The following is a 23,054-nucleotide window of genomic DNA, read 5'->3' on the forward strand; positions in this document are numbered from 1 at the left end:
TCACCGAGGGGAGATGGTGTTCGTGTGTCTGGTTACCAGTCGCTGGGGCCTTTTTCGGCGAAAGCGTGGACCAGAAAATCAATGAAGGCGCGGACCTTGGGCTGGGTGAAGCGGCCCGGAGGATAGACGGCGTAGATGCCTTGTGTCTCGAGCGGCAGATCCGGGATCGCGTCCTCGACCAGTCCCTTTTCCATCGCGTCGGCGTAGAGAAAGCTGGGCAGATAGGCGATTCCGAGGCCCGAGATGGCTGCGTTGAGCAGCGATTGGCCGTCGTTGACCGAGAGCCACCCCGCCGTGCGCACCTGGCGTTTTTCGCCCGAGGGGGCCGTCAGTTTCCAGACGTTGCCCGAGGACTGATTGGAGTAGTGCAGCAGCTTGTGGTCGTTAAGATCGTCGATCTTCTCGGGGCGTCCGAATTTCTGGAAATAGGAAGGCGAGGCGATCATGCGCTTCGTCGTTTCCGTCAGTTTGCGGGCGCGCAGGGTGCTGTCTTCCAGCTCTCCGATGCGCACGGCCATGTCGAAGCCTTCGGAGATCAGTTCGACGTAGCGGTTGTTGAGCACCATGTTGACGGTGATGTCGGGGAAATCACCCAGAAATTCCGACAGGACCGGCGACAGGTGATTGACACCGAAATCGGTGGCGACCGAGATCCGCAGCAGGCCCGACGGGGCCGATTGCATTGATGTCACCAGCGCATCCGCTTCGCCCGCATCATTGAGAACGCGGCGGGCACGGTCGTAGTAGGCGAGGCCGATTTCGGTGGGAGAGACCCGACGTGTGGTGCGGTTGAGAAGCCGTGCGCCAAGGCGGGCCTCAAGCGACGAGACGTGTTTGGAGACGGCTGATTTGGAAATCCCCATCTTCTTGGCGGCGTCGGTAAAGCCGCCCTGATCCACCACGGTGGCGAACGCTTCCATTTCTGTCAGGCGGTCCATGTGCCGTCCCCTTCAACTTTATGTTTCGAGGGTCAGCTATGATGGTTGAATAGGGCGCAAACGGGGCAGGGGTGGGACAGTAGCAAGGTAATTGCCGCGACCGTTGAAGTTTGGGAAACAGGTGAACGATGTGTTTCCGCGCTGTGTTTCAGATCCAGCGGGTGAGTTTGAGTATCACCAGCAGGGCCGCGGCCATTGCAACCATTGAAAGGCACAGGATGGCGAAGGCGGCAGGGCTCTCGACGCCGGGCATGCCGGCGACGTTCACGCCGAACAGGCCGGTGATGAAGCTGAGCGGCAGAAATACCGCCGCCGCGATGGAAATTGCGTAGCTGTGGCGTGCCATGCGCTGGGCGATCAGGTTCTCATGTTCCTCGGACACCGAGACGAGGCGGTCGCGCAACGCATCGAGTTCTTCGACCGCGATGGTCGAGCGGTTGGCCAGTTCGCGCAGTTGCAGGGCGGAGGGTTCGGGCAGTATCGGCAGGTCGATCGCGGCGAGTTTGGTCAGGGCGATGCGTTGCGGTTCAAGATAGCGGCGCAGGCGGATCACGCTGCGGCGGTTGTCGGCGAGATCGGGCGGCAACGGCGTTGCTCTGTCTTCGAGGTCGTCTTCGTAGAAATCGGCGATCGCGTCGATGCGCGCGACCTCCTGTTGGATCCGCAGGGTCAGGCTGGTGATGAGCGTTTCGAGAAAGGCGGCGACGGTGGGCGGGGCGGTTTGCGCCTGTGCCGATTGGCGGATTGTGTCGATGGCAAACACCTTTTGCCGGCGCACGGTGACGATGGCACCGGTTTCCACCCACATGCGGACCGATATCATTTCGTCGGCGTCCTGGCCTGTATTCATGTTGATGCCCCGGAGGTTGAGCAGCAGGCCGTCGTTGTAACGGTCACAGCGGGGGCGGGTTTCGTCCTGCAACAGGGTTCCTGCGGGGATCGGCGCGAGATGTTGTGTGGCCCAGGGTGCAAAGCCCGTATCGGACAGATCGAAGTGCCACCACCGGTAGGAACCCGGCCCGGTGAGCGCCATGTCATCGGGTGTTTTGGTCGTGCCGTCGGGGTAGACGTCGAAAACGCATAGGGGCATGGGCCGGGTCCTGTGGAAGGGCGTATGGTCCATGACTACGCCGCGCGCGGGGCGTTTTCAATCGGACATGGGCGCGGGATGGGGCGCAGGGGGCGCTGCCCGGCCGTTAATTGCAGTGTTTCCGTCGGATCTGATCCATATCAACCAGATGGTGCGCGCTCAATAGAGTGATCCACGCTATAAAGGCACTTTGCGTGCAGGAAATGCTTGCCTATCGACCAGTTAGCGCTTTCCTGGGCGTATTGTTAAACTTGTTCTCTTTCATAAGGCCGACTCGATCTACGAGGACGAGCCGGACGTCGTCTACGAATTTCCACGCCGCTATCTCAGGGCGGTTGAGGAGGCTGTCGATGACTGGGTCGTATACTTCGAGCCGGTCAAATCCGGGCCGCGCGGCTACTTCGCTGTGGCGAAGATCGAACAGGTGATACCAAAGCCGGGCGTAGTAGGGCGGTTCCTTGCGCTGATTGAGTCCAATAGCTTCCTGCCTTTCGACTGCGAAGTGCCGCGGCTTTTGAATGGACGGCCACTAGAGACATCCATGACACAGCCGGATGGTTCTCCCAAAAGAGGCGGTGCCGCACAGCTAGCTGTCAGACGTCTGCCGGAGGCAGACTTTGCGCGTATCGTTAACCTTGGACTACCGCAGGACCTAGAGCGGATCGAGGCGACGCGCTACAATCCGCAGTTGGCAGAGCTTGGCGAGGGAGCCGAGCCCTTTGAACGTCCTGTATTGGAGCGGCTGACGCGCCGACCTTATCGAGATGTTGCGTTCCGGCGCAAGGTGCGCGCGGCCTATGGCTATCGCTGTGCGATGGCGGGCCTGATGCTACGCAATGGTGGTGGGCGTCCGGAAGTGCAGGCGGCGCACAATCGGCCTGCTGAGAGCCAACGAAGCGACTCGGTGCGCAACGGGCTGGCGTTGTCGGGAACATTGCACTGGATGTTTGATCGGGGTCTGATCTCGATCGCTGACGACTGCGAGACGATCCTTGTGTCCTGGCAGGAAAACGGACGCTACGAGAATGCAAATAAGCTTATTCCCGAAGCATTTGTTCAGGAGCATTTTGTTCTTGGTAGGGAACCTGAGAGCGGCGTAGTGGTCATAAATATTCACAAATCCAAAAGTAAGGAATTTGACGAGGTCATAATTTTCGATGGTTTTAATTTGGTATTAAGGGAACAGGTCGTCCAAGGGCCATTCCAGCGTATTTGGTTTGATAATGCTGTCAACGACGATACCAAACAAAATTTGAGGGTTGCTGTCACTCGCTCGCGGTCGAGAACGACAATACTCACACCGCAATTCGGACCCTGTGGATTGTTGGATAATCTCGATAAATAGAGTTGTTGTGTCACTTGAACACGGGCATTTAACGCGAATGCTGCGCTGCATCGTCAGACGCATTGCTAAACTTCTGCTTTGGGCCGTTCTTGACGGACCAGCTTATGCTGAAAATGCGAAGACCTCCGCCCCGCATGTGTTCAGTTTGGGCTCGGGGCAGAATTTGCACTTTGAGGCTTTGAAGCAGTTAACTGCGCACTGGATGCGACGGCCTGTAAGTTCGCGTGGCGGTCTTTCTTTCTCGAGCTATACTGATCATAAAATTTTAAAATCGCTCAACAATTCACTGTCGGGCAGGGGGCTCTGCCCCGCCCCTGCTCCCTGCGGGATCAGGGACCCCCCGGGATACTTCTTGCCAAAAGAAATGGAGCGGGACAGGTGCTGTTTCAAAGGGTAGCGGCGAGGCGGGTGCCCTGGTCGATCGCGCGTTTCGCGTCCAGTTCCGCCGCCACATCCGCGCCGCCGATGACGTGGCAGGCCTTGCCTGCGGCCTCGAGCGTGTCGGCGAGGGAGCGGTCGGAGAGTTGGCCCGCGCACAGCACGACGGTATCGGCCGCGATCACCTGCGGGTTTTCGCGGGCCGCGCCGAACGTAATGTGGACCCCGTCGTCGTCGATGCGTTCGTAGTTTACGCCTGCGATCATGTTCACGTCCTTCATAGTGAGCGACGCGCGGTGGATCCAGCCTGTCGTCTTGCCGAGGCCTTTGCCGACTTTCGAGGGTTTGCGTTGCATCATCGTCACCTCGCGGGCGGCTTTTTCGGGTTGCGGTCCTTCGGGGGCAAGGCCCGCGCGGTGCTCTTCGATGTCGGCGACGCCCCATTCGCGCATCCATTCGGGCAGGTTGAGCGTGGTGCTGTTGCCGTCGTGGACCAGATGTTCGGACACGTCGAAGCCGATGCCACCGGCGCCGATGACCGCCACGCGGTCGCCAGGTGTGGCTGTGCCGTTCAGCACGTCGACATAGCTGACCACGTTGTCGCGGTCCTGCCCGGGGATGTGCGGGTCGCGTGGGATGACACCGGTGGCGATGATGATGTCGTCGAAGTCGCCGAGGTCGCCTGCGGAGACTTCGGTGTCCAGGTTGACCTTGATCCCGTGGTGATCGACCATCGTGCGGTACCAGTCGACGAAGCCCCAGAACTCTTCCTTTCCGGCGACCTGTTTGGCGAGATTGAGTTGACCGCCTATCTCGGATGCGCGGTCGAAGACGGTGACGGTATGGCCCCGCTCTGCAGCGGTGATCGCTGCGGACAGTCCGGCGGGGCCCGCGCCGACAACGGCGATCATCCTGGGGGTTTGCGTGGGTTCGACCACCAGTTCGGTCTCGTAACAGGCGCGAGGGTTGACGAGGCAGGACGAGATCTTGCCCGAGAATGTGTGATCGAGACAGGCCTGATTGCACGCGATGCAGGGCGCAATGTGCGCGGATTTGCCAGCGGCGGCCTTGTTCACGAAATCGGCGTCCGCCAGCATCGGGCGGGCCATCGAGACCATGTCGGCGCAGCCGGTGGACAGGACTTCTTCGGCGACGTCGGGGGTGTTGATGCGGTTGGAGGTGATGAGCGGGATGCCGACCTTGCCCATCAGTTTCTTCGTGACCCAGGCGAAGGCAGCGCGCGGCACGGAGGTAGAGATGGTTGGGATCCGCGCCTCGTGCCAGCCGATGCCGGTATTGATGATGGTGGCGCCGGCCTTTTCGACTGCCTGTGCAAGCTGCACGACCTCGTCGTAGGTGGAGCCGTTGGGCACCAGGTCGATCATCGACAGGCGGTAAATCACAATGAAGTCGGGGCCGACGGTTTCGCGGACGCGGCGCACGACCTCGATGGGCAGGCGCATCCGGTTTTCGTAGGAGCCGCCCCAGCGGTCAGTGCGTTTGTTCGTATGGGTCACCAGAAACTGGTTGAGGAAATAGCCTTCGGAACCCATCACCTCGACCCCGTCATACCCGGCCTCTTTCGCGCGGCCGGCGGTGGCGGCAATGTCGGCGATCTGCTTTTCGATGCCGTCCTCGTCAAGCTCGGTCGGCGGGAAGGGGGAGATCGGTGATTTGATCGCGGAGGGCGCGACGCATTTGGGGCCGTAGGCGTAGCGCCCCGCGTGCAGGATCTGCATCGCGATCTTACCGCCTGCGTCATGGACACGGTCGGTTACGATGCGGTGGTTGGCCACGTCCGCATCGGTGGTCATCATCGCGGCACCGGGCAGAACCGAGCCTTCGAGATTGGGACCGATGCCACCCGTCACCATCAGGCCGACGCCGCCGCGTGCGCGGGCGGCGTAGAATTCGGCGACCCGGTTCCAGTCCTTGGTTTCCTCAAGCCCGGTGTGCATGGAGCCCATCAACACGCGGTTCTTGAGCGTGGTAAAGCCGAGATCGAGCGGTGCGAGCATATGTGGATAGCTGGACATGAAAAAGGCCTCCCCTGGCGGATCATCTAGCGGCGAGCATGGCCGCGCGGACCCGGTTTGTCACCCCGTACGCGGCGTCAGACGGCATTGCTTTTGCCGCGCGGCGAGGTGATGTAGGTAGTGATGAAGCTGATATGGAACGGGATGCGCGGATGACCCCTGACGAGATTGCGAAACTACCCTATCGGCCCTGTGTCGGCGTGATGCTGGTGAACCGGGCCGGAGAGGTGTTCGTGGGCCAGCGGCTGGACCGGGACACCGATGCCTGGCAGATGCCGCAGGGCGGTGTGGACCCGGGCGAGGATCCGCGCGACGCGGCGTTGCGCGAATTGGAGGAAGAAACCGGAATTCCGCGCGATCTGGTGCGCGTCGAGGCCGAGAGCGCGGGATGGCTTCCGTATGAATTGCCGTATGATCTGGTGCCGAAGATCTGGAAGGGCCGGTTTCGCGGGCAGGAGCAGAAATGGTTCCTGCTGCGCTTTGAAGGGACGGACGACCAGGTGAACATCGCCACACAGATCCCCGAATTCAGCGCGTGGCGCTGGATCGGAGCGGATGAAATGCTGAAGGGGATCGTGCCGTTCAAGCGGGATGTCTATGCGTCGGTAATCCGCGAATTCCGGGAGCATCTGTGATGCGCGTGCTTGCCCTGATTGCCCTCTGCCTGCCGTTTCAGGCGCGGGCGCTGTCGTGTTTGCCGCACGCGATAGAGGCGACGTTTCAGGAGGCGGAGGCCTCGGAGGCGGCATTCGTCATTGTGCAGGGGCGGCTTGATTTCGATGCGGGCGCCTTGCCGCAGACCGATCTGGCAAACCAGAACGCCACGCCGCCGATGACATCAATCGACGCGGAGTTGCTGGGTATGGCGCTGGGGGCGTCGGGTTTTGACGTGCCCTACGACCAGCCGGTCACGCTGGTGGTTGCGTGTTATGGTCCGTGGTGTGCCAGTGCGCAAGAGGGCGGCGACGTGCTTGCCTTTGTCGAGCGGCGTCCGGGCGCGCGCGATGTCGTGACGGTGACGCCGTGCGGCGGATACCTGTTTGCCACGCCGACGCCCGCGATGATCGACGCGGTGCGCCAGTGTTTCAACGGCGGCGCGTGCGAGATCACTCGATAATCGGGATGTGCGCGCCGGCGTTCCTTGGCAGCGGACCCGCGAGGCGGGGATCGTCGTCGATCTCGACTTCGCGTTTGTAGGCGGTAAAGCCGCTGCGGCGGTAGAATTCGAGCGCCTGGGCGCTGTCGTTCGAGCAGGTGTGGACGTGAAAGCGGCTGACGCCCGGTGCCCAGGCGCGGGTTGTCGCCTCGTTCATCAGATACCGGCCCGCACCGGTGCCGATGAGCGACGCTGCCAGCCCGAAGTAGGCCAGTTCGCAGTGTCTGTCCTGCCGGAAATCAAGTTCCATCAAGGCGGAGTCGATGCCGTCGCGCGTCAGGGTGAAGGTATGCACCTTCGGATCATCGAGCGTGCCGGCGAGCGCCTCGTCGGACAGCTTCAGCCGCCCGTACCACAGCCAGTCGGTGCCGACGCGGTTGAAGAGGGCGCGGTATTCCTGCGGTGTGGGCGTGATTTGCCGGAACCTAACACCTTGGGGCGGTGTGATGTCGCGCAGGACGGGACGTGACAACATTTCGAGGTGAGTGACCACCACCGCCATTTTGCCCTGCGGGACGCCATAGACTCCATCGGACAGCATCATATCAGCCCGATCTTCCTGAACTCCGCCAGCATGTCGCGCTGGGGGCGGGGGCCAATGTGGGATATGACTTCGGCGGCGCACAGGTTGCCCATGCGCCCGCAGGCTTCGAGCGATTGGCCGGTCGCCATGCCATAGAGGAAACCGGCGGCGAACTGGTCGCCCGCGCCGGTGGCATCGACAGGGGTAACGCGCGTGACCGGGACATCGACGCGGTTGAACCCTTCGATCAGGGTGACGCCGTCACCGCTGCGGGTGCAGACCATCGTAGGGCAGATGGCGGCGGTGCGCGCCATCGCTTCCTCCAGGTCTTCGGTCTGGAACAGGGATCTGATTTCGGAAGCGTTGCCGATGACGAAATCGAGATCGTGTTCGATCATGTGGAGAAAATCCGCGCGGTGGCGTTCGACGCAAAACGGATCGGAGATGGTGATCCCGGCCTTGCCGCCACCCGCCTTGGCCGCGCGCGCGGCCTCGCGGAACGCGGTCTTGCCGGCGTCCTCGTCGAACAGATAACCTTCGAGAAACATCAGCTTGGCATTTCCGGCCACATCCGGGGGCACATCGACCGACGACAGGCCGGTAGAGATCCCGAGGTAGGTGTTCATCGACCGCTCGCCGTCGGGAGTGACGAAGATCATGCTGCGCGAGGTCGGGGTGGTGCCGTCGGCGACGGGCGGATTGACGAAGTCGATGCCGTTGTCGGTCATCGCATCAGCGTAGAAAGTGCCCAGCGCGTCGTCGCGCACCCGCCCGATGAACGCCGCATCAAGGCCCAGCGCACCGGCACCCGCGATGGTGTTCGCCACCGCACCGCCCGGCGTTTGCAGGCGGTCCTTCATCGCACCATAGAGGGCAACGGCGCGGTCCTGATCGACCAGTTGCATGATGCCTTTCTCGATCGCCATATGCGCGAGAAAGCTGTCGTCGGCATGGGTGATCACATCGACGACGGCATTGCCGATGCCGACGATATCGTACTTCTTCATTCGGTCTTCTCCTCGTACGGGCACAGATCGTTGATGATGCAGGTTTTGCACAGCGGTTTGCGCGCCTTGCAGTGATAGCGGCCATGCAGAATGAGCCAGTGATGCGCGTGCAGCTGAAAATCGGCGGGAATGTGATCTTCGATGGCGCGTTCCACCACGTCGACGGTTTTGCCCGGTGCGATTCCGGTGCGGTTGCCGACGCGGAAGATGTGGGTGTCTACCGCCTGCGCCGGCAGGTGCCACCACATGTTGAGCACGACATTTGCGGTTTTGCGCCCGACGCCGGGCAGCCCCTGAAGAGCGGCGCGCGAATTAGGCACCTGTCCGTCGTAGTCGTCCACTAGGATCTGGCTGAGCTTGATCACGTTCTTGGCCTTCTGACGGAACAGGCCGATTGTCTTGATGTATTCGGTCAGCCCCTCAAGCCCGAGATCAAGCATCTTTTGCGGCGTGTCCGCGACCTTGAACAGCGCGCGCGTCGCCTTGTTCACGCCCGCATCCGTCGCCTGTGCCGACAGCGCGACGGCGACGACGAGGGTGTAGACGTTCACATGCTCAAGTTCACCCTTGGGTTCGGGCTCCGCTTTGCGAAAGCGTTCCATCATCGCGCGAATGGTGTGGTAGTCGCGTTGTTTGCTGGGTTTTTCCATGGCGCAGGGTATGCGCGGATTTGGATCAGGGGGCAAGCGTACGCGGGGCGGTTTGCGCAGGAATCGGGTCGCGGCGGGGGCGGGTGCCGCGTAGTGTGGCGCCATGAATACGCAAGCCCCCCTGTCCGACACCACCGACACGCAGTACCACTACGGCGTGATGCGCCGCGCGATCGCCCTGATCGACGCGGCTGACGCGCCGCAAACGCTCGACGCGCTGGCGGCGCAGATGGGGATGAGTGCAGCGCATTTCCAGCGGCTGTTTTCGGCGTGGGTCGGAGTATCGCCCAAGCGGTACCAACAGTATCTGACGCTGGATCACGCCAAGGCGCTGCTGCGGGCACGGTTCACCACACTGGAGGCAAGCCATGCCGTAGGCCTGTCGGGGACGGGGCGTCTGCACGACTTGTTCGTCCGTTGGGAGGCGATGAGCCCGGGCGATTTCGCTAAACAGGGCGCGGGGCTTGAGATTGGATGGGGGTGGTTCGACACACCGTTCGGACAGGCCTTGGCGATGGGGACGGACAGGGGATTGTGCGGACTGGCCTTTGCGGCGGAGATGGGAGAGACGGCGGCAATGGACGATTTGCGCGGCCGCTGGCCCGACGCTACCTATACCGAGCAAACGGACCGGTTGCGTGGATGGGTCGAGACGGCTTTCGGCCAGGGGCGACGGGATGCGGCGGCACCGCTTACCATGGTGGGCGCACCGTTCCAGATCAAGGTGTGGGAAGCATTGTTGCGGCTGCCCGAGGGGCATGTGACGACCTATGGCGAAATCGCGCAGGCCATTGGCAATCCGCGTGCGGTGCGCGCCGTCGGCACCGCCGTGGGGCGCAATCCGATCGGGTATCTGATCCCCTGCCACCGGGTTCTGCGGGCCGGAGGCGCGCTGGGCGGGTATCGCTGGGGGCTGCCGGTCAAGCGGGCGATGCTGGCCTTTGAGAGCGCGCGGGCCGATTGCCGGTGATCCTGCGCCGGGATAGGCGGGATATTGCCGATTTTTGCCGAACAGGCGTTTCGCACCGACCCTACACACCGTATACTGCGTTCATCGCAAAGATGCTTCGCCCGAACGGAGCCGCAACAGTAAGGCAGTAACACTATGACTTTCGCTAAACTCCCTTTGGCCGCCGCGTTGGCGGGCATTGTCGCTCTCGGGGCGTGCACCAATCCCAACGGCTCCATCCTTGCGCAGCCAGACGATCCGAACCAGAAAACCAAGAACGGCGCCCTCATCGGTGCGGGCGCCGGTGCGTTGGTCGGTGCGCTGTCGCGTGGCGATGGCAACCGCGATCAGGGCGCGCTGCAAGGCGCGATCATCGGCGGCGCGCTGGGCGCGGGCGTCGGATATTCGCTGGACCGGCAGGAGGCCGAATTGCGCCGCGCGCTGGACAGTCGTGTGGTCATCACCAACACCGGCGACCGGCTGGTCGTGACGCTTCCCGATGCGATCACTTTTGCGACCGACAGCGCGCAGGTCACAGCGAACATCCAAGGCGATTTGCAGGCTTTGGCCCAGAACGTGCAGGTGTACCAGAATTCGACGCTGCAGGTGATCGGTCATACCGACAGCGACGGCGACGCTGCGTATAACCAGCAACTGTCCGAAAGCCGCGCGCGCGCGGTGGCTGGCGTCTTGATGTCCAACGGTGTGCCGGCGAACCGGATCCAGAGCATCGGACGTGGCGAAAGCCAGCCTGTCGCGAGCAACCTGACACCGCAGGGCAAGCAACAGAACCGCCGTGTGGAAATCGTGATCCTGCCGAACGCGAGCTGATCGAGACCGGCATCGTTTGAAAGGCCCCGGTGCGTGCCCGCGCCGGGGCCTTTTTCATGCCCGCCCGGTCCCTGCGTTTGCGCACATGACATGTTCGGTTCCCGGCCTTGAGAACGGGCTCGGGTGCCACAGGTGTGGGGCAACGCAAATGATGTGAGGAACGCGCCCATGGCCACGCCGAAACTTGTCGGAATTTCAGGATCGCTGCGCCGGACGAGCCACAACACCATGCTGCTTGCCGAGGCCGCACGGCTGTTCGGTGATGCGGAGTATCACCAGCTCGACATCGACTTTCCGCTTTATAACGGGGACGTCGAGGACGCGACGGGCATACCGGCGGTTGTCAAGGCGGCGGAACGGAAGCTTGCGCAGGCCGATGCGGTATTGATCTCCACCACCGAATACAACAGTGGCCCGTCGGGCGTTCTGAAAAATGCGCTGGACTGGATCAGCCGGGTGGAGGGCAATCCGTGGAACGACAAGCCCGTTGTTGTGATGTCCGCCGCTGCCGGGCGCGCGGGCGGCGAACGGGCGCAAGTGGTATTGCGTGGGTTTCTGACGGCATTCCGGCCGAGATTGCTGACCGGTCCGCAGATTCACGTCGCCGCGTGCCACGAGGAATTTGACGAGAACGAACGCCTGAAAGGTGAAATCTACGTCAGGGAGTTGGGGCAGTTGATGGATCTTCTGCGCAAGGACATCGCGCGCTAGAAACTGTCCTCGACCCGAAAACCGTCGGGGATGGTGTCGTGCCCGTCGAGCGCAAGATTGGCCATGACCTCTGCCACTTTCGGGGCCATTCCGAACCCGATCTTGAACCCGCCGTTGGCGATGAAATGACCCGGTCTGCCGGGCCAAGCACCGAGCATCGGCGCGCGGGATCGGGCGCGCGGGCGCATCCCGGCCCAGCGATGGATGATCTTTGCGTCGCGCAACGCAGGCACAGCGGCGCGGGCGGCGTCGATCACCGCATCAAGTCCGGCGTCGGTCGTGTGGGGGGCAGTAAAATCACGCTCGGAGGTGGAGCCGATGGCGGTGGTGCCATCGAGATGCGGAATGATGTGGACGCCGCCCGCGAATACCTGTGGCTGACCGCGGGCGTCATGTTCCAGCAGCGCCGCTTGTCCCTTTACGCCTGTTCCGGCGGGGCGCGGACGACCTGCGCTCAGATCATGCAGGCCGGTGACACCGGTAGCCCAAAGCGTGGGCATGTCTTGCGGTGCTTCTGGCTCCACCCAGACGTTATGCGCCGCAAGGGCAGCCACGAGGGCCGCGCAGGCGCGGCGCGGGTGCATGTGGGCGCTGAGCGTGTCGCGGATGAGCCAGCCGGACGGCGAGACGGGAGCCCATGCGGTGTCCTGTGCTGTGACGATTTCCCATCGGGCGTGGTCTGCCCACAGGTCCTTCGCCGTTCCCGCGCGCCGCCGGGCGAGTGCAAGTGCCGGGTCGTCGGCCACGGGTTGCAGGCGTCCGGTCCGGGCATAGCCGGGATCAACGCCGCCGACAGTGGCGACGGTGCGCCAGAAATCTTCGGCCATCAGCAGACTGTCGAGCTGGAACGCTTTTTTGGGGTTCCAGTTTTCCGGCACATGCGGGGCGAGCGCGCCGACGATGCCGCCGCTGCTGCCCGCGCCCGGCCCGTGCGGATCGACGATGCGCACCCGCGCGCCGCGCTGCACGCAAGCCCAGGCGATCGACAGCCCGAAAACGCCTGCGCCTCTGATTGTGATATCGGTCATTGCACCCCGGCCCCGTTTGCGCGCAGTGTCGCGCCAGATGAGACTGTTACAGGGCATCGGCGTGCAGGACCAGACGGCAGAGATTGAATGGCGCGCGGGCGGTGTTCCGGTGTCGACACGTTTCGACGATCCGTATTTCAGCCTGGATAACGGGGTCGCGGAGACGCGGCACGTTTTTTTGGCGGGCAACGATCTGCCGGTACGCTTTCGCGGTGGGTTTCACATTGCCGAGCTTGGATTTGGCACCGGGTTGAACTTTCTCGTGGCGCTGGAGGCGTTTCGAGCGGCGGGATGCGCCGGAAAGCTGATGTTCACCAGCTTCGAGGCCTATCCGCTGGCGATGGTGGATCTGCGCGCGGCGCTTGCCGCTTTCGATGGGTTGCCCGTTGGCGTTTTGGCAGGCGAAGAGGCGTTTCCGACCGTACTTGAGGGGGATGACTTCGCCCTGACCGTCATTGCGGGGGATGCGCGTGTGGCGTTGCCTGCGTGGGAAGGGCGTGCCGATGCGTGGTTTCTTGACGGGTTCTCGCCCGCGAAGAATCCCGAGTTATGGAGCCCGGAGTTGATGGCGGAGGTCGCGCGCCACACCGTCCCGGGGGGCTCTGCGGCGACCTATACCGCCGCCGGTTTCGTGCGGCGGGGGCTGGAGGCGGCGGGGTTCACCGTGACGCGGGGACCGGGATTTGGGCGCAAGCGGCACATGACGCGTGCCGTTCTGCCGTGACGCAGAGCAACAACATCCCGCTTGGCATCACGCTGATGATCGCCACCACTTTCGTCTTCTCGGTGCAGGACGGCATTTCGCGGCATCTGGCGGCGGAATACAATGTGATGATGATCGTGATGATCCGGTATTGGTTCTTTGCGGCCTTCGTGATTGCGATCGCCCGGCGCGGGGCGGGCGGGTTGCGAGCTGCCGCGCGCACCTCGCAACCGCTGGTCCAGATCCTGCGCGGCCTGCTGCTGTCGCTGGAAATCTGTGTGATGGTCGCGTCGTTCACGATACTGGGGCTGGTGGAGAGCCATGCGGTCTTTACCTGCTATCCGCTTCTGGTTGCCGCCCTGTCCGGGCCGGTTCTGGGCGAGCATGTGGGCTGGAGACGCTGGGCGGCGATCGGCGTCGGGTTTGTCGGGGTGTTGATCATCCTGCAACCGGGCGCATCGGTGTTCGACGTGCGGGCGGTCATACCGCTGTTCGCCGCCGCGATGTTCGCGGTCTACGGTTTGTTGACGCGGTACGTCGCGCGGCGCGACACCACCGCAACCAGTTTCTTCTGGACCGGCGTGACCGGATCGGTCGCGATGACCGCACTCGGCGTTTGGTTCTGGGTTCCGATGACGGGAGGCGACTGGATCTGGATGGGGTGTTTGTGCCTGACCGGCGTGAGCGGTCACTGGCTGCTGATCCGCTGTTACGAGGTGGCCGAGGCCAGTGCGGTGCAGCCCTTTGCCTATCTGCAACTGGTGTTCGCGGCGACCATCGGCATCACGGTGTTCGGCGAGACAATCAGCACCAATGTCGCCATCGGTGCCGCGATCATCGTTGCGGCGGGGCTATTCACCTTTTGGCGCGAACGGCAGCAGGGTTGAGCCGATCAGCTCTTCGGTGAACGTCACCGGCAGCGCGGGCTTGCCCCGCCGCGCGCGATAGATCGGCAGGCTTTCAGTGACGCGCATGACGTAGTTCTGGGTCTCGCGGAACGGGATCATCTCGATCCAATCGACGATGTCGATGTCGCCCTCGCGCGGGTCGCCGTAGTCGGCCATCCAGCGGATCGGGCGGCTTGGCCCCGCGTTGTAGCCTGCGGACATCATCACGACGTTTCCGTCGAAGCGTCGTGCGAGTTCCGAGAGGTACTGCGACCCCAGCCGCGCGTTGTAAACGGGATCGGCGGTGAGCCGGTCCGTTGTGTGCTGGGGCGCGATTCCGAGGCCCTGTGCCACTTCGAGCGCGGTCGCAGGCATGAGCTGCATCAGGCCACGCGCGCCGACGCTGGATTGCACGACCGGATCGAACTCGCTTTCACGGCGCGCGATTGCGAGGGTCATTTCGGGTGCCATTGGCAGATCCGCCTCACCTGCCGGATGCAGCGCATAATAGGGCGCAGCGATCTCCAGACCGCGCTGGGCCGCGCGTTTGCCGATCATCACGGCGATATGGGGTTGGTCCACATCAATCGCGGCCTGCCCCAGCAGGGCGAGATCATCGGGCAGCAGCTGTTCAGCGAGATGGGTCCAGAAGCGTTCGGCAAGGTTCTTGTCGCCCGATGCCTGCAACAGCAATCCGGCCTCGAACAGTGGCGCCTTGGCCAGGGGGCTTGTCCGCCAGTCCTGCGCGGGTGGCTTGCCGGACAGCGCCTCGGGAAAGGGGATGCCCGCGCGTTCAGCGGCGAGCAAACCGTAGAACGACGTCTGGAATTGCGCACCCTGTTTGTAGGCTTCCTGCGCGCCTGCCGGATCGCCCGCCGCCTCAAGCGCGCGGCCCTGCCAATAGCCGGCGCGGCCCTGGCTGATCGGGGACTCCACAGCATCGTCATGGTTGCGGAAATGCACCAGCGCCTGCACCGGATCGCGCAGGAAGCGCAATGCGATATAGCCGGACAGCCATTCCAGATCGGCGAAATCGGACCCTTCGGTCAGGCCGTGCCGCGATGCCATCAGATAGGCGCGCTGCGGATCGCCCGAGCGCATCTCGCCTCGAGCGAGGGCGCGGCGGCGGTTGCCCCATGCAGCAGGATTGCCGAGTGTCTCGACGCTTTTTGATGCGTCCAGCAACAGGTTCTTGGCATCTGCGATGCGGCCCTTGCGGACGCGCCATTCGAAACGTGCGTGGTTGAGAGCGCCCGAGTCGCGCACAGCCTGCGGCAGCGCCTCGAAGGCGCTGACGGCATTGTCCGTCATCCTGTAGAACGCGATGCGCGAATCGGCCTGCGCGCGCAAACCCGCATCGACCAGATCGTACATCTGCCGTGCGGTATCGTATTCGCGCTGCCAGACCATCGCATCCAGCCGCGCCGCGTGGTGCGGTTTGAGCAGCTCTGCGTGATCTTTCAGGAACGCGGCCTGAGAGAGCGTGTTCATCGGCATCGTGCGCCATGCCAGCACCAGATTCGCCTGTGCCGGGCCGGTCATATCCTTACGCTCCAACGCTTCGGCGTGTGCCAGTACACCCATCGGCGTCTGCGCCTCGACCTGCGCAAAGAATGCAAGGATGGCGTCGTCGTCCTGCTCGATCACCACGGGTTCGGAGCGGCGGCGCAGATAATCATCGCCGGGCCAGTCGGGGCGGCGCCGCAGAAAATCCACCACCTGTGCGTAGGTGCCTTGCGCCGCGCGCAGCCGGTGCCAGACGATGACATCCTGCGCCACGGCACCGTCGCGCCGGGCGATGCGTTCAGCTGCATCGAAATCACCGCCGCGCATCGCATCTATCGCCCAGCCCAGGGGGCGAGGCCGCTGCTCAGCCAAAGCGGGCAGTGCCATGGCACACAGCAGCAACAGGGCGGTCAGATGGCGCGTCATGTCTTGCATTTCCTATCTCGCTAGCGGTAGAGCCTATCCACAATAGCCCATTCACCGCACTGTTCAATTCAAGTGTCTGTGCGTCGGCGAATGTTCTTTGCGGGACTTCCCGCCAAATCACCGGAAGGCTTTTCGGCCTCCAGCGCAAAAAGGAGCGTGCACATGTTTACAGGTTCCATGCCTGCCCTCGTCACGCCGTTTCGGAACGGCGAGCTGGATATCGAAACGCTGAAAAAGCTGGTCGAGTGGCATATCGGCGAAGGCACCAGCGGGCTGGTTCCCGTGGGCACCACGGGCGAGTCGCCGACGTTGACCCACGAAGAGCACGAGCGCGTGGTCGAAGAGGTGGTCAAGGCCGCCGCAGGCAGGGTGCCGGTGATTGCGGGTGCGGGATCGAACAATACGCTGGAGAGCATTCGGCTTGCCCAATACGCCGAAAAGGTCGGTGCGAACGCTATTTTGGTGGTGACGCCCTACTACAACAAGCCGACACAGCGCGGGCTGATCGCGCATTTCACGGCAGTCCACGATTGCTGTTCGCTGCCGATCATCATCTACAACATTCCGGGCCGGTCTGTTGTGGACATGACGCCCGAAACGATGGCGACTTTGGCCAAACAGGAGCGGATCGTCGGCGTCAAGGACGCCACCGGCGATCTGGCACGGGTGTGCGATCAGCGTCTGCACTGCGGGCGCGATTTCATCCAGTTGTCAGGCGAGGATGCGACCGCACACGGGTTCAACGCGCAGGGCGGTGTCGGGTGTATCTCGGTCACTGCGAATGTCGCGCCGAAGCTGCTGGCAGAGATGCAGGCCGCCTGTGCGGCGGGCGATTATGCCCACGCGCTGAACATTCAGGATCTGCTGATGCCGTTGCACAAGGCGATTTTCGCCGAACCGGGGCTGGTGGGGGTAAAATACGCCATGTCCAGGCTCGATCTGTGCTCTGAAGAGGTGCGGTTGCCGCTGACGGGGCTGAGCGACGGCACGAAGGCGCTGATCGACGCAGGGATGCGCCACGCCGGATTGATCTGATTGTGCGGGGCGGGATTTCCCGCCCTACACAAGCGTTTGGATCGGTCGTAGGGTGCGGGCCTCAGCATCCCTGCATCCGGAGCCCGTTTCCATGAACATTCTGCCCGTCATCGCCCAGAGCACGCAAGAACTGACCGAGATTTTCCGCGACCTGCACGCGAATCCCGAAATCGGATTTACCGAAGCGCGTACCAGCGCCATCGTCGCGCAGAAGCTGCGCGAATACGGGGTGGACGAGATCCACACGGGCCTTGGCAAGACCGGTGTCGTGGCGTTGATCCACGGCAAGAAGCGCGGCAACCGCCGGGTCGGTCTGCGCGCGGATATGGATGCGCTGCCGATCCACGAGATTACCGGGCTGGACTATGCGTCGAAGACCGATGGAGTGATGCATGCCTGTGGGCATGATGGACACACGACGATGCTGCTTGGCGCGGCCAAATATCTGGCGGCGACGCGCGATTTCGACGGGACTGCCGTGATCGTGTTCCAGCCCGCCGAAGAGGGCCTTGGCGGTGCGCGGCAGATGCTGGAGGACGGATTGTTCGAGAAGTTCCCCTGCGACGAGATCTACGGGATGCACAATGCGCCGAACGGACAGCCCGGCAAGGTCGGCATCTGCAAGGGGGTTGCGATGGCGGGGGCCGCGTTTTTCGACATCACGGTGACGGGCGCGGGCAGCCATGCGGCACGCCCGTCGGATGGCAAGGATGCGCTGATCATCGCCGCGAGCCTTGCGACCGAGCTGCAGACCATCCTCAGCCGTAATGTGCCGGCGCTGGATTCATGTGTGCTGTCGGTGACCCAGATGCATGCGGGCGCTGCCTATAATGTGGTGCCTGAGGTGGCGACGCTGGCGGGCACGGTGCGCTATTTCAAAGATGAGATATGCGAACTGGCGAGCAGGCGAATGCGCGCGATTTGCGACGGTTTTGCAATTGCGCATGACGTCACGATCACACTGGATCTGCGCAACGTGTTCGACGTGCTGATCAACGACGATGCGCTGTCAGACGCCTATCTCGAGGCGGCGGCGGATATCGTGGGGGCGAACAACATATATGACAAGGATGAACCCGCGACCGGATCAGAGGATTTCGCGGATATGCTCAAGGCGGTGCCGGGCGCGTATTGCGTGGTGGGACATGCGGGCAAGGTGCCGCTGCACAACCCGGCCTTCACGCTCGACCCCGATATCCTGCCGATCGGGGCGTCGATCATGGCGCGGGTGGTCGAGAAACGACTGCCGCTGTAGCGGGAGGAAGCCGGAGGGCTCTGGCGCAGCGTCGTTTCCGCGTCGCTGCGCGGACTTACCTTTTGCCGTAGTAAAGGCCGACCACATGTTCGGCCTGCGCAAAGAAAAGCCAGCGCGCGGTGAGCACGCCCGCGACGTGGGACAGCACAGCCAGCAGTGCCAGCCAGTGGTTGAACGGCAGCAGCAGAAAGATCATGGGCAGCACCGTCATGAGGACGATGGCGATGATGCGCAGTTTCTGCGCGTGCTTGCGTCCGATGACATAGACGAATTCGCGCAGCAGGTAGTTGGTGCCGGTGTGCGGCGGCTCGAAGGCGCGGACGGTGCCGATGGTGCCTAGCTGCGTCGCGCTGGCCATGTCGGTGCCGCTGTCTGCCAGCGCGTTGTCGCCGCGCAGCCATGTGGCGATCTGGATTCCGCCGGCGAGTGCAAGCAGTGCCAGAGCCCAGATCACCTGTCCGGCCAGAAGCGCGCCGCCCGCGAGGCACAGCGACAGGAAATTTGCGGGGGTATAGACGCTGTGCCAGCGCGGCACCGTCCGAAGCTGGGCGTAGATCATCGAGGTGATGAAGACGGTGCCGAGCGACGCCAGAGCGCCGAGAAGGCCCAGTGCAGTCCATCGCTGGTCGAAGAAGACAAGTCCTGCACCGTAGATTGCCATCAGGATCAGCGCGGCCACGGCGCACCATGCCTCGCGGCTGAGCCAGCTTGTCTGCCACTGGGTGAACGCCTTCAGCGCGCGGTCGGGGCGACCGAGGTGGAACGCGGAGGAGACCAGCCCGCCGACGGCGAGGAGATAGGCGATAGTGAAAAATGCAAAAGCATTGAGACCGGTGTTAGCGGGCATCCCGAGGCCGAGAAAGATCAACAGGCCGAAGCCCAGGCCGGAGAACGTGGAGAAAACGATGATGGACGGCGCGGGATGCATCAAAGCTTCTCCAGAGCTTTGTCGAGCCAGCCGAGGAAGCCGGCGGGCTCTGTCGCGACGGGGGCGAGGAACGGCGCGAGCACGTCGATCTGGTTTTCGTCGCGGGCGAGGGTGTCGCGGGGCCGTGGGGGCAGATATTTGTTTACCGGCCTGGTGCCCTGTTCGGGCATCAGGTCGACGCCGCCGCGCGCGACCACAAGCTGGCTGACCGCGGACGCAGGATCGCTCAGATCACCGAAATGACGCGCACCTGCGGGACAGGTGCGTACGCAGGACGGTGTCCGGTCGATCTCGGGGAGGTTTTCGTTGTAGATGCGATCGACGCAAAGCGTGCATTTTTTCATCACGCCTTCCGCCGCGTCCATCTCGCGCGCGCCGTAGGGGCAGGCCCAGGCGCACAGGCCGCAGCCGATGCAATCGCTCTCGTTTACGAGCACGATGCCGTCCTCGACGCGCTTGTAGCTGGCGCCCGTGGGGCAGACCGTGACGCAGGGGGCATCCTCGCAATGCAGGCAGGATTTGGGGAAGTGGACGAGCTGTGCCGCGCCCTGTTCGGGCTGGACCTCGTAGCTGTGGACACGGTTGAGAAAGGTGCCGGAGGGATCTGCGCCGTAGGGGTCCTGGTCCGACAGCGGCGCGCCGTAGTTTTCGGTGTTCCAGCCTTTGCAGGAGATGACGCAGGCGTGGCAGCCGACGCAGGTGTCGAGATCGATCACGAGTCCGAGTTTTTTTGACGTGTGTGGGGGAAGTTGGGTCATGTCTGTGCCCTTTTGCGGAGGACGGACGGGGCGCTGCCCCGGACCCCGGGATATTTAGGGCCAAAAGAAATGAGGATCATCGTTGCACCTTCCATCTCAGGCTGTCCGGGCCTTTGCCCACCGGGGATTTGGCGGCGGGGAACTGGGGTTGCGATAGTGCGTGCTCGGGCTGCGCGGCTTTTGTGATTGAGACTTTGAGATCGAACCACGCGGCCTGTCCGGTGATGGGGTCGGAGTTGGCCCAGCGCAGGCCGTCGCCCTTGGGGGGGAGCAGTTCATGGATGAGGTGGTTGAGCAGGAAGCCCCTGGTCGCCTCCGGAGCATCGGTGTCGAGCGCCCAGGTGCCCTTGCGTTTGCCAATGGCATTCCAGGTCCAGATCGTATTTTCGTTCAGCGCGGCCATTTTCATCACCGGCACCGTGATGGTGCCGTGAGGGGACGTGATGGTGGCCCAGTTGCCGTCGGCCAGATCGTTTTCCTGCATCAGTTTCGTGGGCAGGTACATCGGGTTGTGGCCGTGGATCTGGCGCAGCCATGCATTCTGGCCACCCCAGGAGTGGTACATGGCCATCGGGCGCTGGGTGAGGGCGGTGACTGTGTATCCTTCGTTGCCCTGCTGGTCGGTTTCGTACCAGATGGGCAGGGGCGACATCGTTTCGCGGATACGTGTGCGCAGGTGGTCGGGGGGCTGGCGGTTGCCGTGGCCTTCGGCGGCAAGCTGGAAACGGCGCAGCGGTTCGGCGTAGAGCGAGAAGAGGTAGGGCTGCGGTGTGTCGTAGAGGCCGGTCTGGACGGCCCAGTCCTGATAGGCCGCGTTCCACGGTTTGTAATAGGTGGCGCCATCTGGAACGGGCTCGACGAAGAAGCCGCCGTTTTCGATGTAGTTCTGAAGCTGGCTGTCGTTGACGCCGCCGCGTCCGTTTTGCAGGCCGTGCTCTCCCATGCGCCAGCCGGCGAGAGGGCCGATGCCGGGGCGGCGTTCGTGGGTGACGATGTAGTCTGCGTAATCGGCATATTTCTGGGTGCCGTCGTCGTTCGTGAAGGCTGGCAGGCCCAGCCGGCCGCCCAGATCGCACAGGACGGACTGGAAGCCTTTGACATCGCGGTCTGGCTCTACCACCGGCCAACGGATTGCGTCGGCTGCCGCGTCCGGTTCGCTGATCGGACGGTCGAGCATGGAGATGCAATCGTAGCGTTCAAGATATGTGGTGTCGGGCAGGATGAGGTCGGCGTAGGCGACCATTTCGGAGCTGTAGGCATCGGAATAGATGATGCGTGGGATGACGTAATCGCCGTTCTCGTCCTGATCGGTGAGCATGTCCTGCACGCCGGTCGTGTTCATCGACGAATTCCACGACATGTTGGCCATATACATGAACAGCGTGTCGATTTTGTACGGGTCGCCCGCGTGGGCGTTGGAGATGACCATGTGCATCAGGCCATGTGCGGACATGGGGTTTTCCCATGTGAACGCCTTGTCGATGCGGGCGGGCGTGCCGTCATCGCGCAGCGCCAGATCGTCGGGGCCGTGCACGAAGCCCAGATGCGGGCCGTCGAGCGGGGCGCCGGGGGTGACTTTGCAATGCGGTATGGGATGCGCCGTCGCGGGCTTGGGGTAGGGTGGTTTGAAACGGAAGCCGCCGGGCACCTCGACTGTGCCGAGAAGGATCTGCAGCGTGTGCAGTGCGCGGCAGGTCTGGAACCCGTTTGCGTGGGCGGAGATTCCGCGCATGGCGTGGAACGACACCGGGCGTCCGGTCATCGTCTTGTGCGTCTCGCCCCGGAAATCGGTCCATGGGACGTCGAGCTCGAACGCCTCGTCGAAGGCGACGCGGGCCAGTTCAGCGGCCAGGGTGCGGATGCGTGAAGCCGGAATACCGACCGTTGCGGCGACGGTTTCGGGGGCGTATTTCTCGTCCAGATACATGTCGATCATTTGATGAAAGACAGGACGATGGGTGATGCCTGCCGCGCGGTGGGTCGCGGCCAGATCCGGCTTGACCCCTTTTTGATCGAAGGGTGCGAGCTTGCCCGTGGTGCGGTCGATGACCAGCTCCTTGCCATCGCCGTCGCGCAGCTTGAGGCCGTATTCGGGTGATTTCTCATCGCCATTGATGAGCACGGCGGCGTCGGTGTATTGTGCAAGATAGTGCAGGTCGATCTTGCCCGCCTTCATCAGGCAATGGATCATCGAGAGGATGAACAGCCCGTCGGTGCCCGGCGTGATGCCCACCCAGTCATCGGCGACCGCGTTATAGCCGGTGCGGATCGGATTGACGCCGATCATCCGCGCGCCGCGTGCCTTGATCTTGCCGATCCCCATCTTGATCGGGTTGCTGTCATGATCTTCGGCCACGCCGAACAGCATGAACAGCTTTGTATGCTCCCAATCGGGCTGACCGAATTCCCAGAATGCGCCGCCTATCGTGTAGATGCCCGCCGCCGCCATGTTGACGGAACAAAATCCACCGTGGGCGGCATAGTTCGGCGTGCCGAAACTTTGCGCCCAGAGCGATGTGAACGACTGCGACTGGTCGCGCCCGGTAAAGAACGCCAGCTTTGACGGGTCGGTGTCGCGGATCGGTTTCAGCCAACCTGCGGCGACGTCGTAGGCCTCTTCCCAACTTATCGGCTCGAATTCGCCCGATCCGCGCGGACCCACACGTTTCATCGGGGTACGCAGGCGGGAGGGAGCGTTGTGCTGCATGATGCCGGCGCTGCCTTTTGCGCAGAGCACCCCCTTGTTGACCGGGTGATCGCGGTTGCCCTCGATGTAGGCCACCTTGCCGTTTTTCATGTGGACGTCTATGCCGCAGCGGCAGGCACACATGTAGCAGGTCGTTTTGCGGATTTCGTCGGAAACCTTCGGGCTCAGGTCCAGGTCGGGCTGGCTGTGCGTCATGCTATGGCTCCT

At 63.1% G+C, this 23,054-nt stretch carries 22 protein-coding genes; 11 read left to right on the plus strand and 11 right to left on the minus strand.

Going from position 1 to position 23,054, the window contains the following annotated elements; translation table 11 throughout:
• Positions 1-32: 32 nt before the first annotated feature.
• Both Q1A06_RS14180 and Q1A06_RS14185 read right to left on the minus strand, forming a co-directional pair.
• Entirely contained in the window at positions 33-938 is a 906-nt protein-coding gene (locus Q1A06_RS14180) for a LysR family transcriptional regulator (RefSeq protein WP_299564842.1), read from the minus strand.
• A gap of 148 nt (positions 939-1,086) precedes the next feature.
• The gene (locus Q1A06_RS14185; RefSeq protein ID WP_299564845.1) at positions 1,087-2,028 is read right to left on the minus strand and encodes a zinc transporter ZntB; all 942 of its coding nucleotides are present in this window, start codon (positions 2,026-2,028) and stop codon (positions 1,087-1,089) included.
• 31 nt (positions 2,029-2,059) lie between these two features.
• Here Q1A06_RS14185 and Q1A06_RS14190 point away from each other — a divergent pair, with 31 nt between their 5' ends.
• The gene (locus tag Q1A06_RS14190) at positions 2,060-2,194 is read left to right on the plus strand and encodes a hypothetical protein (protein ID WP_299564847.1); all 135 of its coding nucleotides are present in this window, start codon (positions 2,060-2,062) and stop codon (positions 2,192-2,194) included.
• 240 nt (positions 2,195-2,434) lie between these two features.
• Entirely contained in the window at positions 2,435-3,373 is a 939-nt protein-coding gene (locus tag Q1A06_RS14195; RefSeq protein ID WP_299564850.1) for an HNH endonuclease, read from the plus strand.
• Positions 3,374-3,759: 386 nt separating this feature from the next.
• Here Q1A06_RS14195 and Q1A06_RS14200 read toward each other — a convergent pair whose 3' ends face one another.
• Entirely contained in the window at positions 3,760-5,787 is a 2,028-nt protein-coding gene (locus tag Q1A06_RS14200; protein WP_299564853.1) for an NADPH-dependent 2,4-dienoyl-CoA reductase, read from the minus strand.
• Between the two features lie 152 nt (positions 5,788-5,939).
• On the opposite strand from Q1A06_RS14200, the gene Q1A06_RS14205 reads away from it, so the two are divergent.
• Together Q1A06_RS14205 and Q1A06_RS14210 are read left to right on the plus strand one after the other, a co-directional pair.
• A complete protein-coding gene (locus tag Q1A06_RS14205; RefSeq protein WP_299564855.1) occupies positions 5,940-6,422 on the plus strand; it encodes an RNA pyrophosphohydrolase in 483 nt (160 codons plus the stop codon).
• A complete protein-coding gene (locus Q1A06_RS14210) occupies positions 6,422-6,904 on the plus strand; it encodes a hypothetical protein (protein ID WP_299564858.1) in 483 nt (160 codons plus the stop codon). Before Q1A06_RS14205 ends, Q1A06_RS14210 begins: the two co-directional genes overlap by 1 nt.
• Here Q1A06_RS14210 and Q1A06_RS14215 read toward each other — a convergent pair.
• The 3 genes from Q1A06_RS14215 to nth are packed head-to-tail and all read right to left on the minus strand — an operon-like array spanning position 6,894 to position 9,123.
• Entirely contained in the window at positions 6,894-7,487 is a 594-nt protein-coding gene (locus Q1A06_RS14215) for a GNAT family N-acetyltransferase (RefSeq protein WP_366523529.1), read from the minus strand. The genes Q1A06_RS14210 and Q1A06_RS14215 overlap by 11 nt on opposite strands.
• Positions 7,484-8,473, minus strand: a complete 990-nt coding sequence (locus tag Q1A06_RS14220; RefSeq protein WP_299564861.1) for an adenosine kinase — start codon at positions 8,471-8,473, stop codon at positions 7,484-7,486. The genes Q1A06_RS14215 and Q1A06_RS14220 overlap by 4 nt, the downstream gene beginning before the upstream one ends.
• Positions 8,470-9,123 (minus strand): endonuclease III, encoded by a 654-nt coding sequence (gene nth / locus Q1A06_RS14225; protein WP_299564864.1) that lies wholly within the window; start codon positions 9,121-9,123, stop codon positions 8,470-8,472. Before nth ends, Q1A06_RS14220 begins: the two co-directional genes overlap by 4 nt.
• Before the next feature lie 103 nt (positions 9,124-9,226).
• Here nth and Q1A06_RS14230 point away from each other — a divergent pair, with 103 nt between their 5' ends.
• The 3 genes from Q1A06_RS14230 (at position 9,227) to Q1A06_RS14240 (ending at position 11,614) form a co-directional block, all read left to right on the plus strand.
• On the plus strand, positions 9,227-10,093 hold the full coding sequence (locus Q1A06_RS14230) for a bifunctional helix-turn-helix domain-containing protein/methylated-DNA--[protein]-cysteine S-methyltransferase (protein ID WP_299564867.1): 867 nt from the start codon (positions 9,227-9,229) through the stop codon (positions 10,091-10,093).
• Between the two features lie 135 nt (positions 10,094-10,228).
• Positions 10,229-10,903 carry an OmpA family protein gene (locus Q1A06_RS14235; RefSeq protein WP_299564870.1) on the plus strand — a complete coding sequence of 225 codons (675 nt, stop codon included), beginning with the start codon at positions 10,229-10,231 and terminating at the stop codon, positions 10,901-10,903.
• A 168-nt stretch (positions 10,904-11,071) separates the two neighbouring features.
• Entirely contained in the window at positions 11,072-11,614 is a 543-nt protein-coding gene (locus tag Q1A06_RS14240; protein ID WP_299564873.1) for an NAD(P)H-dependent oxidoreductase, read from the plus strand.
• Here the strand turns inward: Q1A06_RS14240 and Q1A06_RS14245 are convergent.
• The gene (locus tag Q1A06_RS14245) at positions 11,611-12,642 is read right to left on the minus strand and encodes an FAD-binding oxidoreductase (protein WP_299564876.1); all 1,032 of its coding nucleotides are present in this window, start codon (positions 12,640-12,642) and stop codon (positions 11,611-11,613) included. The two genes, Q1A06_RS14240 and Q1A06_RS14245, sit on opposite strands and share 4 nt — an antisense overlap.
• A 61-nt stretch (positions 12,643-12,703) precedes the next feature.
• On the opposite strand from Q1A06_RS14245, the gene mnmD reads away from it, so the two are divergent.
• A complete protein-coding gene (gene mnmD, locus Q1A06_RS14250) occupies positions 12,704-13,366 on the plus strand; it encodes a tRNA (5-methylaminomethyl-2-thiouridine)(34)-methyltransferase MnmD (RefSeq protein WP_299565017.1) in 663 nt (220 codons plus the stop codon).
• Positions 13,363-14,232: a DMT family transporter gene (locus Q1A06_RS14255; protein ID WP_299564879.1), complete on the plus strand. Its 870-nt coding sequence runs from the start codon at positions 13,363-13,365 to the stop codon at positions 14,230-14,232. Before mnmD ends, Q1A06_RS14255 begins: the two co-directional genes overlap by 4 nt.
• Here the strand turns inward: Q1A06_RS14255 and Q1A06_RS14260 are convergent.
• A complete protein-coding gene (locus Q1A06_RS14260) occupies positions 14,197-16,164 on the minus strand; it encodes a transglycosylase SLT domain-containing protein (protein ID WP_299564881.1) in 1,968 nt (655 codons plus the stop codon). The two genes, Q1A06_RS14255 and Q1A06_RS14260, sit on opposite strands and share 36 nt — an antisense overlap.
• Positions 16,165-16,326: 162 nt before the next feature.
• On the opposite strand from Q1A06_RS14260, the gene dapA reads away from it, so the two are divergent.
• Positions 16,327-17,199, plus strand: a complete 873-nt coding sequence (gene dapA, locus Q1A06_RS14265; protein WP_299564884.1) for a 4-hydroxy-tetrahydrodipicolinate synthase — start codon at positions 16,327-16,329, stop codon at positions 17,197-17,199.
• A 91-nt stretch (positions 17,200-17,290) separates the two neighbouring features.
• Positions 17,291-18,454, plus strand: a complete 1,164-nt coding sequence (locus tag Q1A06_RS14270) for a M20 aminoacylase family protein (protein WP_299564887.1) — start codon at positions 17,291-17,293, stop codon at positions 18,452-18,454.
• Positions 18,455-18,509: 55 nt separating this feature from the next.
• On the opposite strand, the gene Q1A06_RS14275 is transcribed toward Q1A06_RS14270, so the two are convergent.
• The 3 genes from Q1A06_RS14275 to Q1A06_RS14285 all read right to left on the minus strand — a co-directional run bounded on the left by Q1A06_RS14275 (position 18,510) and on the right by Q1A06_RS14285 (position 23,042).
• The gene (locus Q1A06_RS14275; RefSeq protein ID WP_299564890.1) at positions 18,510-19,382 is read right to left on the minus strand and encodes a DmsC/YnfH family molybdoenzyme membrane anchor subunit; all 873 of its coding nucleotides are present in this window, start codon (positions 19,380-19,382) and stop codon (positions 18,510-18,512) included.
• Positions 19,382-20,140 carry a 4Fe-4S dicluster domain-containing protein gene (locus Q1A06_RS14280; RefSeq protein ID WP_299564893.1) on the minus strand — a complete coding sequence of 253 codons (759 nt, stop codon included), beginning with the start codon at positions 20,138-20,140 and terminating at the stop codon, positions 19,382-19,384. The genes Q1A06_RS14275 and Q1A06_RS14280 overlap by 1 nt, the downstream gene beginning before the upstream one ends.
• A 76-nt stretch (positions 20,141-20,216) precedes the next feature.
• Positions 20,217-23,042 carry a molybdopterin oxidoreductase family protein gene (locus Q1A06_RS14285; RefSeq protein ID WP_299564896.1) on the minus strand — a complete coding sequence of 942 codons (2,826 nt, stop codon included), beginning with the start codon at positions 23,040-23,042 and terminating at the stop codon, positions 20,217-20,219.
• Positions 23,043-23,054: the final 12 nt, after the last annotated feature.

The organism is uncultured Sulfitobacter sp. (genome assembly GCF_947497275.1).
Classification (GTDB): Bacteria; Pseudomonadota; Alphaproteobacteria; order Rhodobacterales; family Rhodobacteraceae; genus Sulfitobacter.

Bases quoted from the DNA above. Each gene is read 5' to 3' on its own strand.
- Q1A06_RS14245 (WP_299564876.1), bottom strand. From the start codon at position 12,642: ATGACCGATATCACAATCAGAGGCGCAGGCGTTTTCGGGCTGTCGATC.
- Q1A06_RS14220 (WP_299564861.1), bottom strand. From the start codon at position 8,473: ATGAAGAAGTACGATATCGTCGGCATCGGCAATGCCGTCGTCGATGTG.
- Q1A06_RS14200 (WP_299564853.1), bottom strand. From the start codon at position 5,787: ATGTCCAGCTATCCACATATGCTCGCACCGCTCGATCTCGGCTTTACC.
- Q1A06_RS14240 (WP_299564873.1), top strand. From the start codon at position 11,072: ATGGCCACGCCGAAACTTGTCGGAATTTCAGGATCGCTGCGCCGGACG.
- Q1A06_RS14185 (WP_299564845.1), bottom strand. From the start codon at position 2,028: ATGCCCCTATGCGTTTTCGACGTCTACCCCGACGGCACGACCAAAACA.
- Q1A06_RS14270 (WP_299564887.1), top strand. From the start codon at position 17,291: ATGAACATTCTGCCCGTCATCGCCCAGAGCACGCAAGAACTGACCGAG.
- Q1A06_RS14230 (WP_299564867.1), top strand. From the start codon at position 9,227: ATGAATACGCAAGCCCCCCTGTCCGACACCACCGACACGCAGTACCAC.
- Q1A06_RS14210 (WP_299564858.1), top strand. From the start codon at position 6,422: ATGCGCGTGCTTGCCCTGATTGCCCTCTGCCTGCCGTTTCAGGCGCGG.
- Q1A06_RS14280 (WP_299564893.1), bottom strand. From the start codon at position 20,140: ATGACCCAACTTCCCCCACACACGTCAAAAAAACTCGGACTCGTGATC.
- Q1A06_RS14215 (WP_366523529.1), bottom strand. From the start codon at position 7,487: ATGATGCTGTCCGATGGAGTCTATGGCGTCCCGCAGGGCAAAATGGCG.
- Q1A06_RS14190 (WP_299564847.1), top strand. From the start codon at position 2,060: ATGACTACGCCGCGCGCGGGGCGTTTTCAATCGGACATGGGCGCGGGA.
- Q1A06_RS14275 (WP_299564890.1), bottom strand. From the start codon at position 19,382: ATGCATCCCGCGCCGTCCATCATCGTTTTCTCCACGTTCTCCGGCCTG.
- Q1A06_RS14260 (WP_299564881.1), bottom strand. From the start codon at position 16,164: ATGACGCGCCATCTGACCGCCCTGTTGCTGCTGTGTGCCATGGCACTG.
- dapA (WP_299564884.1), top strand. From the start codon at position 16,327: ATGTTTACAGGTTCCATGCCTGCCCTCGTCACGCCGTTTCGGAACGGC.
- Q1A06_RS14205 (WP_299564855.1), top strand. From the start codon at position 5,940: ATGACCCCTGACGAGATTGCGAAACTACCCTATCGGCCCTGTGTCGGC.
- Q1A06_RS14235 (WP_299564870.1), top strand. From the start codon at position 10,229: ATGACTTTCGCTAAACTCCCTTTGGCCGCCGCGTTGGCGGGCATTGTC.
- Q1A06_RS14285 (WP_299564896.1), bottom strand. From the start codon at position 23,042: ATGACGCACAGCCAGCCCGACCTGGACCTGAGCCCGAAGGTTTCCGAC.
- nth (WP_299564864.1), bottom strand. From the start codon at position 9,123: ATGGAAAAACCCAGCAAACAACGCGACTACCACACCATTCGCGCGATG.
- Q1A06_RS14180 (WP_299564842.1), bottom strand. From the start codon at position 938: ATGGACCGCCTGACAGAAATGGAAGCGTTCGCCACCGTGGTGGATCAG.